Raw genomic sequence first — 18,763 nt, 5'->3', positions numbered from 1 at the left:
GGCTGGACTTGTTCCAGACAGAATGAAAGGGGGATTTTAGCTATAAATTACTCGCTGCGTTTACCCAAAACAGAAATTTCTACAGGCTCACTTTCGTTACCGTCTGCATCTTTAGCTTTGATTACCAGTCTAACCGTTGCTTTTTGAGTAAGCACACTGATACTAAATGTGCCATCATCTTTGGCTACTGCACTACCGATAGGCAGTTCGTTGGAATAGGCGGTTACTGTGGAACCTGCTTTAGCTGTCCCCGTAATTGTACTTTCTCCGTCATACACATCGTTGACTTTCAGTACTCCCGTAGTTGCAACTGTGTCTGTAGTGCTATCTGTAGTCGTATCCGTAGTTGTGTCTGCATCTGTGTTGGTATCTATTGTTGTAGAGTTGTTCGTAGTCGTGCTATCTGTGCTGGTATTTGTGCTGCTATCTTCTGTTTCGCTGCCAGAAGTAGTCGACGTGTTACCATAAGTGGAATCTGTCACGTTGCTGTATGTGGAATCCGTTACCGTTCCACCAGGAGTCGTCGTCAGATTATCAACAGGGCTCAGGTTGTAGCCGGAAGCAGCGTCCAGAATAGCAATTGCCTCTGCACGAGTCAGCGACTTCAGTGGCTGAAATTTACCATCCGGATAACCGTTGATGATTTTTTGCTCCGCAGCTGCCGCTACACTTTTCTTTGCCCAAGATCCAATTTTGTCGGAGTCAATAAATTTAGTAACATCTGCTGCGTTACCCGCAGTGAGTCCAATAGCTTTGCCTACGATAGCCGCAGCCTCTTGACGTGTTACCTTACCATTTGGTTTGAGCTTGTTACCTGCATAGCCGCTTATGTAACCTGCATTCACGGCACTTGTCAGCTCGTTGTATGCCCAGTGAGAAGCTGGTACATCTGTGAACGTTCTGCCTCCATTACCGTTTACTTTTACACTGTCCGCATACGTTACGTCTGTCACAGCTGGAGTATCCTGCGTGAACGTACCCAAGCTGCGGTTCAGAAGAACAATAAATTCTGCACGTGTGATTGCCGCATCCGGTTTTACCGCGCCGTCCAATTGTCCTGTGGCTGACCAGCGTTGCACCTGATCTCCTGCCCAATGTCCATTTGTAGTTTGAGGAGCAGCTGCCGCTGCGCTGAATGCGCTAAGAATAAGACCTGTACTCAATACACCTGTAACTGTATTTCTTAACTTTTTTCCCATGCTATAAATTCCTCCTCTGATTGGATTCATCATTCTTTTTTAAACACTTTACCAGAAATCAAACCCAAATAACCCCCAAATTAAAAAAATCGTCCCATATAACCATACCCCCTCCTAATGTAGGATAAATAAGAAACGGGACTTAATACCTAGTCGCTCACTTGGATATGTATATTTAGACAGGCTAAGGTATACTGAATGAATACTCAGTCATATGCTGAACACCGCAATGAGGTCACAAACCCCTAGGAAAAGAGGTCTTCTTATGGCTCTTATTCAATGTCAGTTTTATTCGGAAGTTCTTGGTCTGAGCACATCCATGAATGTTATTCTTCCTCAGGCAACCCGTTCACAAATTGGACTAGAGGGCAAGCAAGGAACCGGGCCACATCCGACGCTGTATTTGCTGCATGGCCTATCGGACGATGATTCAACCTGGTTGCGTCGAACCTCCATTGAACGCTATGTGGCCTCATTGGGCCTGGCTGTCGTTATGCCCCAAGTACATCGGAGTTTCTATACGAATATGGAGCAAGGAGCGGCTTATTGGAGCTTTATCAGTGAAGAATTGCCGGCTTTGGCACGTTCATTCTTTCCTCTATCCGACAAGCGTGAGGATAATTTTGTAGCCGGACTTTCTATGGGTGGATATGGTGCTTTCAAACTGGCACTCCAGCATCCAGAGCGGTTTGCAGCCGCTGCCAGTCTTTCGGGAGTCATGGATTTACACGCATCACGCACCGATCCTATGCAAAATGCGATGAGTCCAGCGGAATGGCTTAACATTTTTGGGCCAGATGAAATACGCGGAACAGATCACGACTTGCTAGAGTTGCTACAACGTCATGCTGCCTTGGGGACCTCACTCCCCCGACTCTACCAATGCTGCGGTACGGAGGATTTCTTATATAAGGGGAATCAGACTTTTCGTGAAACATGTAGTACCGTCGGGGTTCCGCTGACCTACGAAGAAGGTCCTGGAGCGCATGAATGGGGATACTGGGACGCGAAAATTCAGGATGTTCTGGCATGGCTACCGCTCAAAGAGCACTAAACAGGTTAAAAAAATCCCCGTAGCTTCTCTCATCGCACCATGGCGAAGGGATAGGCTCGGGGATTTATTATATGCACATTAGGGATTTGTTGTGGTCTCCGTTGATGGAGATTCTTTAGTTAGTGACTTAGGCAGTACTTTATACAGGCGCCACTCGCCATTAAACTCACGTTCAAGCTGAACCCATGGGGCACCATGTTCATATAAGTTCGGATATACCATATTGATCTTACTCAGTGGCATGCCTGACATGATCTTAGGTACAAGGATATAATCCACATGGTGATCCTGCGGATAACTTAATGCCTTATTGAACGAATAATCGCTGGTGATCAGGAAGCGTTTAGGATGTTGGCTGTAAACAATCATGGTGTAGGCTGAAGCCGAATCGGTCATAATGGTAGACTTCGGCAGATGCTCATCCAACCAAACGGCAATCCTACGATCTGACTCCTGTCTCACATAGTTCACATTACCTGTCCGTGTGAGAAAGCTGTTCTCATCCGGTGCAATATCCGGGCGAGTCAACGCATAGGAAAGTAATCCAGCGGTAAGCAGCAGACTGACGGATACCAGGCCAAAGGCTGCCCTCCGCCATCGTCCCTGAAGCTGGCTCAACTCATAAGGCAACCAGGCTATGGTAATTGGGAATACATACATAAAATAACGAAACCATCCATACGAAGATTGCTTCATCATAAGTAAAAACTGCAATCCCGGCACTGATAGGAACAGCAGCAAAATAATCAGGGTTCCCCATCGGAACAAGCGTCCACTCAACAGACGAATGAACAGAATAGCCAACAACGGTACCGAATACCAAAGTGTTTTGGAAGCAATAAATTTCAAGGCTACCAGCGGATTGGAGAAAATCTCTACAAACTTATCATCATTCAGCAGCTCTGCCGATTGGGCCGTGTTCGAATACTCCGAATTCAGGAAGTAAAAAGCATTCCCCATAATGAGATAGTTAAAGAAAATCCATAACAGCCCGGAAAAGACCACGGGGAGCAGAAGCAGTAACCACGTTGCCTCGACCTTGTGCAGTTTTTCTCGCAAGGCCAGCTCGCGTCTGCCCATGTTTCGATGGAGAAACAAAACCGCCAAGACCACGCCACCTGCCATTGCCACGCCCAGAGGAACCGCTTCATAACGAGTCCAGAACGCCATGGCAAGCGCTAATCCAGAAACAATCAGACTTGCCGTCATGCGATCCTTGAGCCACAATGCAAACTCAATCACCGTCATCATAATGAAATATATGTATAGCGAATCACTCAGCCCATTGGCACCAAACAGTAAAATAAACGGATTCAGTGCATACAACAAAGCCAGCAGCAAGCTCATACTAGAGCTAAGCCCTGTTCTGACACCCGCCCGATATAGCAACATAGCGGTCAAAGCAGAAAAGGTAGCACTCAAAATAATAGCAGCCAATCCATAGGTGGCTAATGCCGGAAAGATTGGATACAGCAGTAGAATCACCATTTCCAGAAGACTGGGTAGTGGATTCCAGATAAATCCGATGGCGCCCAGATGCGGGTCGCGGCTGTACAGCACGTAAAATGCGTTAGCTACGCGACTGAGCGCGTCTGTGTGCATATATCCCAGAACATAGCTGAAATAGATGCCCGCAGAAAGTTCCAATGCAAGTATAAATACAAACAGACCTATAGCCATCCATCTGCTTGCAGACCATTTGCGAAAGGACATTCCTCTCGTTCCCCCTCAAACTTCTTGCGGTGATACAGCTGTAGCCCACTCACACCCTACAGCTGTATTCTTCCCTCCGCTACGATGCACTAAAATATAATAATTATTTCGATTCTTCATGCTCTATTTTGTACAGTCGCCACTGCCCGTCAAAGTCATGTACCAACGAGGCCCACGGCGCTCCCTTTTCGAATAAATCAGGATAGCTCCGGTTTACCTGATCCAGCGGTACCCCATCCACCAAGCGCGTGACCAAGACATAATCCACCTTGGAAGCAGGCAGATCTATTAAAGATTCCCCAAAATCATAATCACTCGTAATCATAAACTTCTTCGGAATTTTGCTGCTCAAAATGATCGGATAGGCGGCATAAGAATCTGTCAAAATAAGAGATGAACCATAATACTCATCCAGCCACGGCGCTATTTTCCGCTCAATAATTTGACGTTCGTAGCTTTCATTACCACTATGCGTCAAATAGCTGTGTTCATCTGCTGCAATCGCGGGGTTCGTCAGTGCGTAGGATAACAAGCCTGCTGTTACCAACATCCCTGCCGTTACCAGTGAGATTCCGATCCCCCGCATTTTCCCCTTCAACAGACTAAGCTCATACGGCAGCCAAGCAACCGTAATCGGGAATACATACATAAAATATCGGAACCAGCCAAACGAAGAATGCTTAAACATCAGTAAAAGCTGAAGCCCGGGTACCGATAAAAAGATTGCTAATAGCGTAAGCGTGCTCCAACTCCACAGACGTTTGTCCAATAGGCGTATAAGCAAAATGGAAATTAACGGAGCCGCATACCATAAGGTTCGTTGCCCGACAAACTTTAGCATCAGCACAGGGTGAGCAAACATTTCTACAAAGCGCTGATCCTCTAACAAAGCCGCTGATTGTGTGGAATTGGAATATTGCGAGCGTAAAAAGTAAAGCGGGTCGCCCATGATAATCCAGTTAAAAAAGAGCCACAGCAAACCGGAAAAGACAAGCGGCAGCAACAATAGAAGCCATGTCGCTTCTACCTTGTACAGGCGCTCTTTTAAAGACAATTGCGTTCTAACGCTCTCTCTGTTTGTACGCCACCGATGCAGAAAAAAGATCGTCAGCAATACACCCAAAGCCATCGCAACGCCAAGCGGAACCGCTTCATAGCGCACCCAAAAAGCGAGTGCAAGTGCAAAACCGGATACGATCAAATTCGCCGCCTTGCGATCCTTCAACCACATACAAAATCGACTCACTGTCAACAGGATGAAAAAGATATATGGCGAGTCACTTAAGCCGTTGAAGCCAAACAGAAACATAAATGGATTCAGTGAAAATAATAGCGCAATCAGCAAGCTGGTTGCACCGTGAAGCCCCAACTGTTTGCCCGTCGCATACAATAATGCCGCGCTCGCCCCTGCAAACAGGCTGCTCACAATCACTGCCGCCAGCCCGTGGGAAGCGAGTACTGGAAATAAAGGATAAAACAACAGCACGATCAGTTCCATCAAACTGGGCAGCGGATTCCATACAAACCCGATAGCACCCAAGTGTGGATCACGACTGTATAGCACATAAAATGCATTAGCCACTCGACTGAGCGCATCGGTATGCATATAGCCAAGATGCCATGCAAAATACACACCCACCGCCAGTTCAAGAGCAGCAATAAAAGCAAACAATGACAGCAATTTTCCGTGTTTTCTTAAAATCATGAAACCTCTTTCTGACGCTGTTGCGGAACGGAGAAGATCCAGTAGCGGTTCCAGAAATAATTATGAACAGGCACGATGATGGTAGTTAGTACTTCACCGATCAGATACGACCAACCGATCCAGTGAATGGTCACGTACATCAGGGCGGCATTTAAGAGTAAGCCACAGGTACAGACCAATAAATATTTAAGAAACTGGGTGCGGCTTCCCTCACCGGTAGGCTCGAACGTCCAGTTTCGGTTCAGCACATAGGAAACGAGCAGCGTAACCACGAATCCTATTGTAGTAGCCATTACTGCAGGTACCGTAAACAGCTCCACCAGCAGCACAAGTACACCAACATGGATACCTGTACCCAGCAGTCCTACAATACCGTATTTAATGATTGGATACTTTAGATATGAACGTCTGATCATGTTGATTAAACTCCCTGTCCACCCACAATCGGTCAGCATTCGCCCGTTTATCTGCTATCAGATAGCGAGGTCTAGCTTTGACTTCGTGATATATGGCGGCAATATATTCTCCTACTACTCCGATCGACAGCATGAGTACACTGCCGATAATCAAGAGCAGCAAAATGACAGTGGTAAAACCGGTCACAGCGTCACCCATTAATTTACGCATTAAGGTCTGAATCCCCAATACGACTGAAATCAGCATAAAAATGAGGCCCATTAGACTTACAACCCGCAATGGTACTGTCGAAAACGAAACGATCGCTTCTGCTGCCAGTCGAGTCAGCCCTAACGGACTCCAGCGGCTTGGACCCTCTTCGCGTGGAGCCACTCGGAAAGAAATCTGGGTTTTACGGAAACCGAGCCAGGCCGTCATTCCGCGAAAAAACGGCATCCGCTCTGGCATCGCCATCCAGGCATCCACCACTCGTCGATCCAGTAGCTTATAATCGGAGGCATCCTTGAGATTAAAGCCCGTCAAGCGGTTCAAGGTCGCGTAGAACAAAGAAGCTCCAAGCTTTTTGCCCACCGACTCTTCTCCCCGGAATTCTTTCACACATTCGACCAAATCATAACCTTCATTTTGCCATAAACGCACCATTTCTCCAATCATCTCAGGAGGGTGCTGCAAATCACCGTCCATGACAATGATTGCATCGCCAGAGGCATTTTCCAGACCTGCGCACAACGCCAGTTCCTTACCGAAGTTCCGACTCAACCGGAGCGCGAGCAAAGAGGGCATTCGATGGGATAATTCAGACAATTTAAGCCACGTATCGTCCTTGGAACCATCATCTACAATGATGAGTTCATAGCGTGAGGTGACAACAGACAGTACCCCATCAATCACCTTAAGCGAACGCTCAAGATGCGAGCTTTCATTGTACATGGGAATGACGACGGATAAAAAAGGTGTTTTTGTCTCCATTCTTGCTCCTTCTTTCTTCATATTCAGGAGGACTGTGCCGGGGTATCATCCAAGTCGTGCATATCGGTCAGACCATGTGTCGTCTTTTCCCAATAGAACGGCTTGGTAATGAGCTGCCAAGCTGCTTTCACCGCAGCTATACTCATTAGTACCCAATATAACGGCGAGAGTAGCCCATATTTGACCATCGCGTATGAAAATGTTCGTTCACCGCGCTCTTCCAGTTCCCCGATGACCCAATACATTCCGGCCACGTTACTGAATACGAACAGAAAGTTACCGATATAAAATTCCGCGCTGGCCAGGTAATACACATATCCCGGGAACAGCTTGGGAATAAAGGACAATTCCCAGCCAAACCATAAAATAAGCAAGCCCCAAAAAATCGGATTCAGCAACGGCAACATTGGAGTTGCCAAAATCATCACCTGAAAGCCGAAAAAACCTTTCCAGCCCACTTCGCGCACCAGCTTCACCGGATTGCGCATATGAACCAGCCACGTCTGCATATACCCCTTGATCCAGCGTGACCGCTGACGAATCCAGTTGCCCACACGGCTGTTAGCTTCCTCCCATGTGCGGGAATCGACAATAGCAGTTTTGTAGCCGCCTTTATACAGACGTATGCCCAGATCGGCATCCTCGGTTACATTATAGGGGTCCCACGCATTAATATCTTTCAATACAGATACCCGAAAATGATTGGATGTGCCACCTAAAGGAATTGGGGTATCTAACTGCATAATACCCGGCAGCAGTAGCTCGAACCACATACTGTATTCTTGAGTGAACCAGCGGGTCAGCAAATTTTGTGTACTATTAAAATAGTTGAGCTTCGCCTGAATACACGCATAATGCTCAGGGAGTGAATCGAACGCTGCAATGACCTTTTTAAGCTGATCAGCGTCGGGACGATCCTCAGCATCGTAAATCACGACAAACTCGCCACGTGCCCGAATAAGTCCATAATTACATGCCTTCGGCTTGGTTTTCGGCAAACCGTCTGGAACGACCAGTGTCGTGTAATAGGCCGGCAGCTTCATTTCCCGAAGTAGCTCGATCGTCTCAATGTCATCCTCTTCAATCAGCAGCCGCACGTCCAGCTTGGACTTGGGATAATCCAGCTGCTCCAAATTTCGCAACAACATCGGAAGCACGCCCGCTTCCTTATACATAGGTACAAGAATGGTATAGATCGGCAGTTTCTTTTCATCCATGGCGTCAACCTCTTCCTTCGTAAAACGAAGCTGCGCCCCACGCCGGGAACCAAGATAAATAATGCCAAATTTAAATAGCGTCATCGCAAAATAAAACAGCTGAATCATCATATTGATGATCAACACCGTTTTCCAACTGTTCCAGAAGAGACCGAGCAGTGTAATCATACCCATGGCTGCGAACACCCAAAGTTGTCCCTTTGTAAAAGTCGTCCGCGCCGAATTGTGCGGTTCTTTTTCCAACAGCCCGGTCGTGCTCTCCTGCATCATTTCTTCACCGTAGATTTTACCCCAGAGCTGCTCCATCTCTTCCTTCGTAGCAAGCACCTGCTCTACCGGCATACCCAGAATTTCCTCCAGCTTCAAGCGTCGCTCTTCTGGCAGCGGATCGCTGACCGCCACAATATATCGGTTCATATATTGATGGATAACGACCACGCCATAAGCCATTGCCACTTGCTCGGGTAGTTTGTACGCCGCATCCAGCGCGAGTTCCTCACCAATACGCCCGATCCGGTTCTGTGTAGCAATCGCGCGGTACAAATCCGCAGGTTCCAGCATTTGCAATGACAGCAAGATGTCGCCCAGCAGCCCGCCGCTCTTCGCCTGGAACTCCAGTGCGCGTTCCAGTTGTTCCGGCAATATATAACCGGAACGAACCAGCATATCGCCTAGGCGCTCCTTGGACTCGTCGCCGCCAACCTGTTCCTGTAGCTGCTCGGCTGTAATGAAGCCCATTTCTACAAGAATATCGCCCAGCCTACCACCGTAGCGCTTCTGGTTGCGGATGGCATCTGTCAGCTGATCGCGGGTGATCATCCCGTTCTCCACCAGTTGATCCCCCAGACGGGCCTTGCCGTTTCGGCCGCTCCGCGTTCCTGTTGCGGCCTCTTCGCCTTCCGTACCAGGGATACTGGAAGCAGTGACCATAGCAGCTCCTGCTGCTGTCTGTTCCTGCCCAGATGCATATTGGACTTGAGCCTCCTGCGCCTGTCCATCCTGTATCCCTTCATCCAGCAATTGTTCCACAGCTGCTGCTGTATCATTGGCGTTCCGTATAGCCTGGATACGAAGTTCTGTATCCTGAAGTCGCCGTTCCAACTCTTCGATATGAAAATCAAGCTTGTACAGCACCGGAGCCTGCTCTGACCGCTGAGCCTCTAGCTGTTGTTGCAGTTGTTCGATTCGCTGACGCTCTTCTTTTATTCTTCTCTTGGTTTGGCGAATTGAAACTCCTCCAACCTGCCACCTAAGCTTGTCACCCATGAATTCCCGCCCTTTCAATCCAGCGCCGCTCTTCCGCAAGCGCATCTGCAAGCAGCTGCTTTAACTCCGCATCCCGCTGCTTTTTCCGTTCCAGCGCCGCGCGAAAAAGTTCCCGCTCCTCGCGCAGTAACTCCTCCGCTTGTATCCGTTCCTCATGCAATGAAGATATCAGTTGATCGGCTTCAGAAGCGCGATAACCGATCCAAGCGCTCTTTAACTGACGCGCCGTCCTTTTAGTTCTCATAATACCTCCCTGAATCATCCCGACTCTGCCTATTGCTACGTCACTACTTTAAAGCATATACATGCCGTTCTCCCAAAACCAGGACATACCTCTATTCTCATTCAAGCCCTTCATTTACACATTTATGAAATTCACTTGACCAAAAGAGCCCCTAGTAACTTGACATTTATTTATTGAATATAGTTCTTGTCCTATTGAATTGGTAATTCAATGAAAAACTTAGTGCTATTCTACCATAATCACCGTAGACGTAGTATACAAAAATGTAAATTCTAGAAACTTTCACACTAGTGTAGTAATAGGTATTTGGAACTATTAATTAATGCCCCAAAAAGCACAAAAGACACCGCGAACGGTGCCTTAGAATCTTTGATTGCTAATTCCTTAAAATTTGATTTTACACAGTATACCGCTACTGTGCAAGAGAATAATATCTTTCTTTACTGATTAATTTTTCGGCTTGTGCCCTTCAAACCATGTTGATGTATTCGCCAGGAGCTGTTCACTGCGCCCAATGGCTGCCTGTACCTGACCGGTAGCGGTTCCACCATATACATTCCGTGCATTCACTACCGCTTCCGGTTGAAGTACCTCATAGATACGCTCATCAAACAAATCCGAAAACTGCTGAAATTCGTCCAGTGTCAGATCAAGCAAATATTTTCCATGCTGGATGCAATACAGTACGGTTTTGCCAATGACCTCATGCGCCTGACGGAACGGAAGCCCTTTGCCGACCAAGAAGTCCGCAATATCCGTTGCATTGGAGAAGTCCTGGTTGACCGCTTGACGCATGCGATCCTTGTTCACCTTCATCGTGGCGATCATCGGTGCGAACAGTTGCAAGGCTCCTTCCAGCGTGGCAACGGTATCGAACATCCCTTCCTTGTCTTCCTGCATGTCCTTGTTGTATGCCAGCGGCAAGGATTTCAATACAGTCAACAAGCCCACGAGGTTTCCATAGACACGTCCGGTTTTACCACGTACCAACTCCGGTACGTCCGGATTTTTCTTCTGCGGCATAATGCTGCTGCCTGTACAAAAAGCATCATCCAGCTCGACAAAACCAAACTCCGTGCTGCTCCATAGCACCAATTCTTCGCTCAGACGAGACAAATGCGTCATAATCAGCGAGGCGCCAGCCAGGAACTCTACGATAAAATCCCGATCGCTGACGGCATCGAGGCTATTTTCATATACGCCATCAAATCCCAGTTGCTCGGCTACAAAATGACGGTCGATCGGAAAAGTGGTCCCGGCCAAAGCACCCGCGCCAAGCGGCAACACGTTAATCCGCTTGTAGCTGTCTTTGAGTCGGTCAATATCACGCTCCAGCATAGACACATACGCCAGCAGATGATGTGCAAATAAAATAGGCTGCGCACGCTGCAAGTGTGTGTATCCAGGTACAATCGTGTCCAGATTATCCTTTGCTTGGCCGATTAATGCAGCTTGTACATCATGCAGCATACCCACCAGCGATACCACACGTCCACGCAAATACAAGTGCATATCCGTTGCTACCTGATCGTTACGGCTACGCCCAGTGTGTAGTTTACCCCCCACTGGACCAATAGCCTCGATTAGATTTTTTTCGATATTCATGTGAATATCCTCATCCGAAACGGAAAATTCAATTTCCCCACGGCGGATACGCTCCAGAACGGTGTGCAGTCCTTCCTTGATCGTGTCTGCATCCTCCTGCGGAATAATTCCACATTTTCCTAGCATGGCCACATGAGCCAAACTGCCTTGGATATCTTCTTCCGCCAACGCCTGATCAAACCCGATAGAAGCCGTATATTCCTCTACCAGCTTGTTCGTTTGCTTCGTAAACCGTCCGCCCCATAGCTTACTCATTGTATGATCCCCTCTCTGCAATACAAGCCGCCCTCGTCGTTTGGACAAGAACGGCCCGCATCCCGTACATTTTTTAGGTTACATCATTATTTATGATTTTGTGTTACACCCGCGTTAACCTTCAAACGCAGAGCATTCAAGCGGATAAAGCCTGTTGCATCGCCTTGATCGTAGGCTTGTGTCGGATCGGCTTCCATGGTCGCAATGTCCGGATTGTACAAGCTAACCGGACTTTTAACGCCTGCGCCGATAATGTTGCCTTTGTACAGCTTCACGCGCACGGTACCACTAACATTTTTCTGACTCTCATGAACCAGAGCCTGCAAAGCGACACGTTCCGGTGCGAACCAAAAACCGTTGTAAACCAAGGTAGCATAACGGGTAATCAGACTATCACGCAGATTCATAACCTCGCGATCCATCGTGATGGATTCCATTTTGCGGTGAGCTGTGAACAGGATCGTACCGCCCGGCGTCTCATAGACTCCCCGACTTTTCATACCAACAAAACGGTTTTCCACCATATCCACGCGTCCGATACCATGCTTGCCGCCGAGCTCATTCAGTTTTTCCATCACTTGCAATGGACTAAGCTGTTCTCCGTTCAAAGCGATGCAGTTACCTGCTTCAAATTCCAACTCCAAATATTCTGCTTCATCAGGAGCGTCCTCAGGCGCGTTACTGAGCAAGAACATTTCTTTATTTTCAGGAGCACTTGGATCAAACCAAGGGTCCTCCAGCACGCCGCTTTCATAGCTGATATGCAGCAGATTACGGTCCATGGAGTATGGCTTGGCTGCAGAAGCAGTTACCGGAATGTCGTGTTTTTCCGCATAGGCAATCATTTCTGCACGGCCCGGGAACTGATTGCGGAACTCTTCCAGCCGCCAAGGTGCAATCACCTTGATATCCGGCGTCAACGCCGCCGCGTTCAGCTCGAAGCGTACCTGATCGTTACCTTTGCCTGTTGCCCCGTGAGCAATGGCTGTTGCTCCCTCGGCAATCGCAATATCGACCATCCGCTTAGCGATCAATGGACGTGCAATACTCGTTCCGAGCAAATATTGCCCTTCATATAAGGCACCCGCCTGAAACATCGGATAGATAAAATCCTTGGCGAATTCATCACGCAGATCATCAATGTACACTTTGGAAGCCCCTGTAGCGAGTGCTTTTTCCTCCAAACCGTCCAGTTCTTCTTTTTGACCAATATCTGCGGTGAAAGCGATGATTTCAGCATCATAAGTTTCTTTGAGCCATTTCAGAATAACCGACGTATCCAGACCGCCGGAATATGCGAGTACGATTTTTTCTTTTGCCATTGTTAAAGTCCTCCCCGAATGCTTCTAGCCTTTATCTTCTTTACCTATCAATACCTATCAATTTTATGCCATTAAAGCAACTAACAGCGCTTTTTGCGCATGCAGACGATTTTCTGCTTCATCAAAGATGACCGAATTCGGACCATCGATTACGCCTGAGCTCACTTCTTCCCCACGATGCGCAGGGAGACAATGCAGGAATAAATAATCCGGCTTTGCCAGCTTGACCAGCTCTTCATTCACCTGAAAGTCGGCAAAAGCAAGCTCCCGCTCCTTCTGCTCTTCCTCAAACCCCATGCTCGCCCACACATCTGTGTAGATCGCATCCGCATCTTGTACTGCTTCCTGCGGACTTTGGGTTATAACGATCTCACTACCTGTCTGTTTGGCAATTTCACGGGAAGCTGCGACCACACTCGGGTCAGGCTCGTATCCAGCTGGACTTGCAATCGACACATGCACTCCAAGCTTCGCCCCCCCAATCAAGAGAGAATGAGCCATATTGTTACCGTCTCCGATGTAAGCCAATTTGAGCCCTTTTAGCTCACCCTTTTGCTCATACAAGGTTTGATAATCTGCTAGCACTTGGCACGGATGCGCCAAATCACTCAATCCATTGATCACAGGAATGGACGCATAACGTGCCAACTCTACCACATTATCGTGTCCAAAGGTACGAATCATAATGCCATCCAGATAACGTGACATGACTTGGGCCATGTCGCTAATCGGTTCGCCGCGTCCCAGTTGAATGTCATTTTTGCTGAGGAAAAGGGCATGCCCACCCAATTGATACATACCGACTTCGAAAGATACCCGTGTGCGGGTAGAGGATTTCTCGAAAATCAGTCCGAGCGTTTTCCCTTTTAGCGGCTGATAGGTTTCCCCGTTTTTATGCTTACGCTTAATTTCAACAGCGAGATCAATTAAATACTGGATTTCCTCTGGCGAGTAATCGTCCAGCTCCAGGAAGTCCCGTCCTTTCAAATTCATCTGCTGCAGTGCGCCGCCCTGGCTCATGCTATCGTCTCCTTTTACACTCTAGTCTGGGATGATTTGATCTTTACACTAAGCCACATGCTCCCGAATCAATTCAGCAATCCATGTTACAGCCTGATCTATTTCGTTTTTCGTTACATACAAGTTAGGCAACAGGCGAATCACATTCGGTCCTGCTGTAATGAACAGAATGCCCTTCTTCTGTCCTGCCAAAACAAGCTCCGCTACCGGCTCTGCACACTCAATGCCGACCATCAAACCTTTTCCACGGATATCCTTTACAAAAGGACTATCTCCAAGCTGCTTTTGCAGGCTATGGAAGAGGTAATCTCCCATCTCTGCTGCACGTTCTGGCAGCTTGTCATCAATAATCGTTTCAATAGTAGCTTGAACCGCTGCCATAGCAAGTGGCGTACCTCCAAAGGTAGAACCATGACTGCCCGCTGTGAACGCTTCACGCAAATATCCTTTGCCTAGCATCGCACCCACAGAGAACCCACTGCCCAGTCCTTTCGCCAATGTAAAGATATCCGGCTCTATACCATAATGCTCAAAGGAAAACAGCTTGCCCGTCCGTCCCATACCTGTTTGCACTTCGTCAATGATCAGCAGCAAACCATGCTCGCGGCATAGCTTTGTGATCACATCTACGAAAGCAGGGTCTACCGGATACATGCCGCCTTCGGCTTGCACCATTTCCAGCATAATTGCCGCTGTATTCTCATTGATGGCTGCTTCGAGCGCAGCCTGATCATGAAGCGGAACGCTTTTGAATCCGGCGGGAAGCGGTAAAAAGCCTTCTTTCACTTTGTCCTGACCCGTAGCGGTCAAGGTTGCCAGCGTCCGTCCGTGAAAGGATTGCGTGAACGTAATAATTTCGTAGCGACCGGTCTGCTTTACCTTCTGGTGGTAACGACGTGCCAGCTTAATTGCAGCTTCGTTCGCTTCGGCCCCGCTGTTGCAGAAGAACACGGCATCTGCGCTGCTATGGGCTGTCAGCAAGGCAGCTGCCCGTTCCTGCCCCGGTATATGAAACAGATTGGATACATGCCACAATTCATCGATCTGTTTTTTCAATCGTTCAACTACTGCTTGAGGCGCATGGCCCAAATTAGTAACGGCGATGCCTGACATGAAATCCAGATAACGCTTGCCCTGATCGTCCCACAGCCAGCTTCCTTGCCCTTTCACCAGTGTAAGCGGGTATCTTGCGTAGTTTGGAAAAAGAGAGCTATTTGTCTGCGTTTTTGCCGGCTCCATTTCCGCTTGCACTCCACTTCCATCCGTACTTGGCATTTCCTCGCTCACCAGCGTATTCGGTTCCTTACTCATTATGTTCACGCTCCTTTATCGTTTGGTTATATAGGTCGAGCTATATATATTACAATTACTGCATACGCACGATGCGTGTTCCAACCGATTCTCCGCCTAGCACACGACTTAGTACCTGCGGTTCGCTACCGTTCACAATGACGACTTCCTTCACTTTGCCGTGGATACAGGCAATAGCCGCTCTCACTTTCGGGATCATACCCCCATATATTTCACCTGTGCTAATCATATCCTCAATTTCCTGTACGGTGATAGAGTCCAGCACTTTCTTTTCTCCGCCATACTTCTTCAATATGCCTGGTACATCTGTAACGACGATCATCCGACTGACCCCCAGATGAGAGGCTACCGCACCCGCCGCTGTATCCGCATTAATGTTGTAACGCTGACCAGATCGATCAATCCCGATGGGGGCAATAACAGGCATATAGTCCATATCCAGGACACCTGTAATAATCGAGGCTTGAACAGATGTTACCTCTCCGACCCAACCGACCTCAGCAGCATTCGACACAGGCTTGGCTTCGATTAAATAACCATCACTACCTGACAACCCCAACGCTCGGCCCCCATGCAGTCCTATTCTACGTACAATCTGCTTGTTAATGCTACCCGCCAGTACCATCTCCACGACATCCAGCACGGGTTCGGTCGTTTTGCGTAATCCATGAATGAACTCTGTTTCGATCCCCAGCTTCGCCAAGTTGTCGGAGATCGCAGGGCCACCGCCATGTACAATGACAGGTTGAAGACCTTCCGACTGCAAACGCGCCAAATCTTCAAAAAAGGAATCAGGTAACGCAGCCAGCGTACTTCCTCCGCATTTCATCACAAAATTACGACGTGCCACTCCCGCATGATTCGCTTGATCCGCGTGTTCCACTGCCGATTGCATATCATCTCTCCTTTTCTTCTCCGCATATCCGTGCAATTTTTAAATGATGCTGGACTTATATCCGCTCTTTGCTTCTATTAACTACTATCCTTATTCAATCCGTATTTTATTCGGGTATCTATGTCCGATAAGCTGCGTTAATCCGCACATAATCATAGGTTAGGTCACAGCCCCATGCTGTAGCGGTTCCGTCTCCGTGATGCAAATCAACAATAATTTGCACCGTATCTCCCCGCAAATAGGCTAGCGCCTCTTCTTCATCAAAAGCGACCGGACTTGATTGGCTTAGCACAACAATATCACCCAAGCGAATATCTACCGTTTCTGGATTAACTGGCTCTCCAGCACGCCCTACGGCCGCAATAATCCGTCCCCAATTCGCATCTGCTCCGAAGACGGCTGACTTGACCAGACTAGACCCAACCACCGTCTTGGCTATCGCTTGAGCGGACGCATCGCTTACCGCTCCGCTTACAGACACCTCTACTAGCTTCGTAGCACCCTCTCCATCGCGAGCAATTGCCTTCGCCAGTTCTCGGCAGATATAGGTGAACGCCTCGGCAAAAGCGTCCCAATCGGGATGCCCTACGTGCAGTTCACGGTTGCCAGCCAGCCCACTTGCCATAGCAATCAGCATATCGTTCGTGCTCGTATCCCCATCCACCGTAATCATATTAAAGCTGGTATCCGTTGCCTGCTTTAATAGTTGATGAAGCGCCGTCTGTCCGATTACTGCATCACAGGTCATAAAAGCGAGCATCGTTGCCATATTCGGATGTATCATGCCCGATCCCTTGGCCGCCCCGGCGATGTGCACGGTCACACCGTCCACTTCAACCGCCACACATGCTTCCTTTTTAACCAAGTCCGTTGTCAGAATGGCTTGGGTAAATTGCTCTGCTCCATCGTTTGCCCCGTTCATACGGTCAGGTAAGGAGGATATACCTTCAAGCACACAATCCATTTTCAAATGCTCGCCGATCACGCCTGTCGAGGCGACGGCTACATTGCTCTCAGCAACACCCAGTTCATGAGCCGCAGCCGAACGCATAGTGTAGGCATCCTGCTCTCCTTGTTGTCCCGTGCAGGCATTGGCGTTTCCGCTGTTCACCACTACTGCCTGCAATCGACCATCTGCCAAGCTCTCGCGGGTCACCTTCAGCGGTGCAGCCTGAAACACATTGGTGGTGTACACCGCAGCAGCTGTCGCTTCTACCTCGCAACGAATCGCGCCCATATCGTTGCGGTTCGAATTTTTTAGCCCGCAGTGTAATCCGCCGGCTGTAAAACCACGCGGAGTTACGATGTTCCCCCCGTTTACTACTATAAACTCTACTTTGCCCATAATTATGTGCCCTCGTTCGCAACATATTCGATGAATGACAGCTGTTTGTATTCCAAATTCCCGCTTGCTGCCGTTATCCGTATCCATGTTGCAGTTACTTGCTACTTACGGATATACCGGTATGAAGCTTAGCCCGAGGTTCTCCTCCCATCCCATCATCAAATTTAAATTCTGAATCGCCTGCCCAGCGGCACCCTTCACAACATTATCAATGACAGAAATAATCGTAAGACGCCCGGTTCGGGCATCTGCTGCAAAACCGATGTCACAGTAATTCGAACCCATTACTTCCTTCGTTGCTGGCCATATACCTTCGCCACGTACACGGACAAAAGGATGGCCTTTATAATAATCCCGGTATAACCCGATAAGATCTTGATCTGTATGGTCACCCTTCAGCGTGACATAAATCGTACTCATAATTCCTCGGGTCATAGGAACAAGTTGTGTTGTAAACGTAATCGTAACGTCCTCGCCCACAATATCACCCAGTACCTGTTCGATCTCAGGGATGTGCTGGTGCTTATTCACCTTATAAGCCTTAAAATTCTCGTTCATTTCCGCATAGTGCGAAACGAGGCTTGTTCCCCTACCCGAGCCGGATACACCGGATTTGGCATCCACAATCAGCGACCGATGGTCGATCCAATCCGCTTTCAGCGCAGGAATAATCCCCAGTAATGTTGCAGTCGGATAGCAGCCTGGATTTGAAATAAAAGAAACGCCCGCCAGCTTTTCTGCATACACCTCACTGAGTCCGTATACCGCTTGCTTGAGATATTCGGGGGAAGCCGCAGGCTTTTTATACCAAGCTTCATACATTTCCCCGCTTCGGAGCCTAAAGTCCCCGGAAAGGTCAATGACCTTCAGTCCGACATCAAGAAGCTGCGGCACTAACTTGGTACTAACGCCCGATGGCGTAGCAGTGAAAACCAGATCGGCCTTAGCAGCAATTTCGTGGACTTCGACACCGTCCAAATCCTGCACTACAATGTCCGTCAGATGTGGAAATCCGTCACTGATTGGGACACCCGCGCTGGACGAAGAAATAACAGATACAATCTCTACTTGCGGATGATGAACCAAAAAACGAATCAGCTCCACCCCGCCATACCCGGTGGAACCGACAATTGCCACTTTTAACTTGCTGCTCACAGACCTTCCTCCATTCCGTTCGTATGAAATATGTATTATTATACGACTCTATTTATATAAATACAACACCT

Annotated in this window: 15 protein-coding genes; 1 reads left to right on the top strand and 14 read right to left on the bottom strand. The window is 48.3% G+C overall.

All coding sequences use genetic code 11. From position 1 onward, the window contains the following. Positions 1-47 precede the first annotated feature (47 nt). Positions 48-1,199: an S-layer homology domain-containing protein gene (locus ACEN8J_RS25200; RefSeq protein WP_069010686.1), complete on the bottom strand. Its 1,152-nt coding sequence runs from the start codon at positions 1,197-1,199 to the stop codon at positions 48-50. Between the two features lie 265 nt (positions 1,200-1,464). Between ACEN8J_RS25200 and ACEN8J_RS25195 the strand changes: the two genes are divergently transcribed. Continuing rightward, the gene (locus tag ACEN8J_RS25195) at positions 1,465-2,253 is read left to right on the top strand and encodes an alpha/beta hydrolase (RefSeq protein WP_209947871.1); all 789 of its coding nucleotides are present in this window, start codon (positions 1,465-1,467) and stop codon (positions 2,251-2,253) included. A gap of 78 nt (positions 2,254-2,331) precedes the next feature. Here the strand turns inward: ACEN8J_RS25195 and ACEN8J_RS25190 are convergent, their stop codons facing one another. The 13 genes from ACEN8J_RS25190 to argC form a co-directional block, all read right to left on the bottom strand. Next, positions 2,332-3,966 (bottom strand): glycosyltransferase family 39 protein, encoded by a 1,635-nt coding sequence (locus tag ACEN8J_RS25190; protein ID WP_069010684.1) that lies wholly within the window; start codon positions 3,964-3,966, stop codon positions 2,332-2,334. Between the two features lie 103 nt (positions 3,967-4,069). After that, positions 4,070-5,671, bottom strand: coding sequence for an ArnT family glycosyltransferase (locus tag ACEN8J_RS25185; RefSeq protein ID WP_069010683.1), 1,602 nt, complete (start codon positions 5,669-5,671; stop codon positions 4,070-4,072). After that, positions 5,668-6,087 (bottom strand): GtrA family protein, encoded by a 420-nt coding sequence (locus ACEN8J_RS25180; RefSeq protein WP_029514556.1) that lies wholly within the window; start codon positions 6,085-6,087, stop codon positions 5,668-5,670. The genes ACEN8J_RS25185 and ACEN8J_RS25180 overlap by 4 nt, the downstream gene beginning before the upstream one ends. Next, the gene (locus ACEN8J_RS25175) at positions 6,050-7,057 is read right to left on the bottom strand and encodes a glycosyltransferase family 2 protein (RefSeq protein ID WP_029514557.1); all 1,008 of its coding nucleotides are present in this window, start codon (positions 7,055-7,057) and stop codon (positions 6,050-6,052) included. Before ACEN8J_RS25175 ends, ACEN8J_RS25180 begins: the two co-directional genes overlap by 38 nt. 23 nt (positions 7,058-7,080) lie before the next feature. Then, positions 7,081-9,540, bottom strand: coding sequence for a cyclic di-GMP-binding domain-containing protein, MshE-related (locus tag ACEN8J_RS25170; protein WP_318627920.1), 2,460 nt, complete (start codon positions 9,538-9,540; stop codon positions 7,081-7,083). Continuing rightward, the gene (locus ACEN8J_RS25165) at positions 9,533-9,784 is read right to left on the bottom strand and encodes a hypothetical protein (protein WP_495594124.1); all 252 of its coding nucleotides are present in this window, start codon (positions 9,782-9,784) and stop codon (positions 9,533-9,535) included. The genes ACEN8J_RS25170 and ACEN8J_RS25165 overlap by 8 nt, the downstream gene beginning before the upstream one ends. 447 nt (positions 9,785-10,231) lie before the next feature. Continuing rightward, positions 10,232-11,644, bottom strand: a complete 1,413-nt coding sequence (gene argH, locus ACEN8J_RS25160) for an argininosuccinate lyase (RefSeq protein ID WP_013312248.1) — start codon at positions 11,642-11,644, stop codon at positions 10,232-10,234. 86 nt (positions 11,645-11,730) lie between these two features. After that, complete coding sequence (locus ACEN8J_RS25155; protein WP_069010680.1) at positions 11,731-12,966, bottom strand: argininosuccinate synthase; 1,236 nt, start codon at positions 12,964-12,966, stop codon at positions 11,731-11,733. A gap of 63 nt (positions 12,967-13,029) precedes the next feature. Next, positions 13,030-13,986 (bottom strand): ornithine carbamoyltransferase, encoded by a 957-nt coding sequence (gene argF / locus ACEN8J_RS25150; protein ID WP_495594123.1) that lies wholly within the window; start codon positions 13,984-13,986, stop codon positions 13,030-13,032. A gap of 48 nt (positions 13,987-14,034) precedes the next feature. Continuing rightward, complete coding sequence (gene argD / locus ACEN8J_RS25145) at positions 14,035-15,297, bottom strand: acetylornithine transaminase (RefSeq protein ID WP_495594122.1); 1,263 nt, start codon at positions 15,295-15,297, stop codon at positions 14,035-14,037. A gap of 55 nt (positions 15,298-15,352) precedes the next feature. After that, positions 15,353-16,192, bottom strand: a complete 840-nt coding sequence (argB, locus tag ACEN8J_RS25140; RefSeq protein ID WP_449291740.1) for an acetylglutamate kinase — start codon at positions 16,190-16,192, stop codon at positions 15,353-15,355. A 118-nt stretch (positions 16,193-16,310) separates the two neighbouring features. Further along, on the bottom strand, positions 16,311-17,537 hold the full coding sequence (gene argJ / locus ACEN8J_RS25135) for a bifunctional glutamate N-acetyltransferase/amino-acid acetyltransferase ArgJ (RefSeq protein ID WP_495594121.1): 1,227 nt from the start codon (positions 17,535-17,537) through the stop codon (positions 16,311-16,313). 105 nt (positions 17,538-17,642) lie between these two features. Further along, entirely contained in the window at positions 17,643-18,692 is a 1,050-nt protein-coding gene (gene argC, locus ACEN8J_RS25130) for an N-acetyl-gamma-glutamyl-phosphate reductase (protein ID WP_495594120.1), read from the bottom strand. Between the last annotated feature and the right edge of the window lie 71 nt (positions 18,693-18,763).

This window comes from Paenibacillus sp. Paensp38, from assembly GCF_059491915.1.
Note: the sequence above shows the minus strand (reverse complement) of the source record. Positions and strands in the feature narration are given on the sequence as shown.

What these genes read in the sequence shown, in the direction of transcription:
- ACEN8J_RS25200 (WP_069010686.1), bottom strand. Translation starts at nt 1,199, where the DNA reads ATGGGAAAAAAGTTAAGAAATACAGTTACAGGTGTATTGAGTACAGGT.
- ACEN8J_RS25195 (WP_209947871.1), top strand. Translation starts at nt 1,465, where the DNA reads ATGGCTCTTATTCAATGTCAGTTTTATTCGGAAGTTCTTGGTCTGAGC.
- ACEN8J_RS25190 (WP_069010684.1), bottom strand. Translation starts at nt 3,966, where the DNA reads ATGTCCTTTCGCAAATGGTCTGCAAGCAGATGGATGGCTATAGGTCTG.
- ACEN8J_RS25185 (WP_069010683.1), bottom strand. Translation starts at nt 5,671, where the DNA reads ATGATTTTAAGAAAACACGGAAAATTGCTGTCATTGTTTGCTTTTATT.
- ACEN8J_RS25180 (WP_029514556.1), bottom strand. Translation starts at nt 6,087, where the DNA reads ATGATCAGACGTTCATATCTAAAGTATCCAATCATTAAATACGGTATT.
- ACEN8J_RS25175 (WP_029514557.1), bottom strand. Translation starts at nt 7,057, where the DNA reads ATGGAGACAAAAACACCTTTTTTATCCGTCGTCATTCCCATGTACAAT.
- ACEN8J_RS25170 (WP_318627920.1), bottom strand. Translation starts at nt 9,540, where the DNA reads ATGGGTGACAAGCTTAGGTGGCAGGTTGGAGGAGTTTCAATTCGCCAA.
- ACEN8J_RS25165 (WP_495594124.1), bottom strand. Translation starts at nt 9,784, where the DNA reads ATGAGAACTAAAAGGACGGCGCGTCAGTTAAAGAGCGCTTGGATCGGT.
- argH (WP_013312248.1), bottom strand. Translation starts at nt 11,644, where the DNA reads ATGAGTAAGCTATGGGGCGGACGGTTTACGAAGCAAACGAACAAGCTG.
- ACEN8J_RS25155 (WP_069010680.1), bottom strand. Translation starts at nt 12,966, where the DNA reads ATGGCAAAAGAAAAAATCGTACTCGCATATTCCGGCGGTCTGGATACG.
- argF (WP_495594123.1), bottom strand. Translation starts at nt 13,986, where the DNA reads ATGAGCCAGGGCGGCGCACTGCAGCAGATGAATTTGAAAGGACGGGAC.
- argD (WP_495594122.1), bottom strand. Translation starts at nt 15,297, where the DNA reads ATGAGTAAGGAACCGAATACGCTGGTGAGCGAGGAAATGCCAAGTACG.
- argB (WP_449291740.1), bottom strand. Translation starts at nt 16,192, where the DNA reads ATGCAATCGGCAGTGGAACACGCGGATCAAGCGAATCATGCGGGAGTG.
- argJ (WP_495594121.1), bottom strand. Translation starts at nt 17,537, where the DNA reads ATGGGCAAAGTAGAGTTTATAGTAGTAAACGGGGGGAACATCGTAACT.